The sequence below is a fragment of the Campylobacter sp. BCW_6873 genome (genome assembly GCF_001762365.1).
In the GTDB taxonomy this organism is placed as follows: Bacteria; Campylobacterota; Campylobacteria; order Campylobacterales; family Campylobacteraceae; genus Campylobacter_D; species Campylobacter_D jejuni.
The window spans coordinates 2,835-3,758 of record NZ_MJWS01000100.1 but is presented as its reverse complement, the minus strand read 5'-3'; the positions used below and the strand labels follow the sequence as shown (position 1 = coordinate 3,758).

The 924-nt window shown below is 24.1% G+C and carries 1 protein-coding gene; it reads right to left on the bottom strand.

Going from position 1 to position 924, the window contains the following annotated elements; genetic code table 11:
- The coding region (locus AJ932_RS10840; RefSeq protein ID WP_261660120.1) for a hypothetical protein at positions 1 to 753 on the bottom strand (753 nt) is incomplete at its 3' end.
- Positions 754 to 924 lie beyond the last annotated feature (171 nt).

Genomic DNA, 924 nt, shown 5'->3' with positions numbered 1-924 from the left:
ATCTTGATCTAATTCTCCAAAGTAAAAAGGATTGTTAGGAAGTTCATTTGATCCTGTAAGGAGGGTGGAGTTTAGGAAGATTTTTATATCTAAACTTTTAAAATCTATTTGATATTTTTCTTCTATGTCCTTTATATCCAAAACACTTCTATCTTTTGCAAAAATATCACAATGATTATCATAAATATGGATCAAATTTGACATAGAGATGAAAGAAGTATTGTTAGAATTATCTTGCAAATCTTGTAAATTTACTTTATCTAAGAATATGATTTTTATATTATTTGTCTTTAATACTATGGTATTGGTATTTTTATCATAAAATTGCTCTATGTTAAATACTTCGTTTAAAATTAAATTAACATCATTTTCCTTAGTATTAAAGCTTTGATTATTTAGATTATCTTGTAAGGAAATTTCTTTATTTAAATAGTCTTGGATATCTTTTATTTTTTCATTTCTTTTTTCTTTTAAAGTATTGATAGATTTATAAAGCTTTTTTCTAGTATCAAGATAGGTATCATTGAGCTTTTCTTTATCTAGGATGAAGATTTTTGTGAAAGTAGAATTATAACCTAAATTGTTTATAGCAGTGGTTTGGGTGAAAAGATCTTCTTGATTATAATTTATAGCTATGGAATTTTCACATTGATATAAGGCTTTTAAATATGCTATGGATGAATTTTTATCTATTGTGTCTATTTCATCATTGTTTATAAAAGCAAGCCTTGTTATAAATAATTCTCTATCCATTTTTTTTCTAAATATTCAAGATAAATGAATATTATATCAAATATATTAAATTTTTGATAGTCTTTAAAGATTTTAATACATCACATACACACCCGCCATTAATATAGGATTACACACAAACCCTATAAGCCAACTTAATTTTTTGCGTTTTTCTCCTGTGCTATAACATTT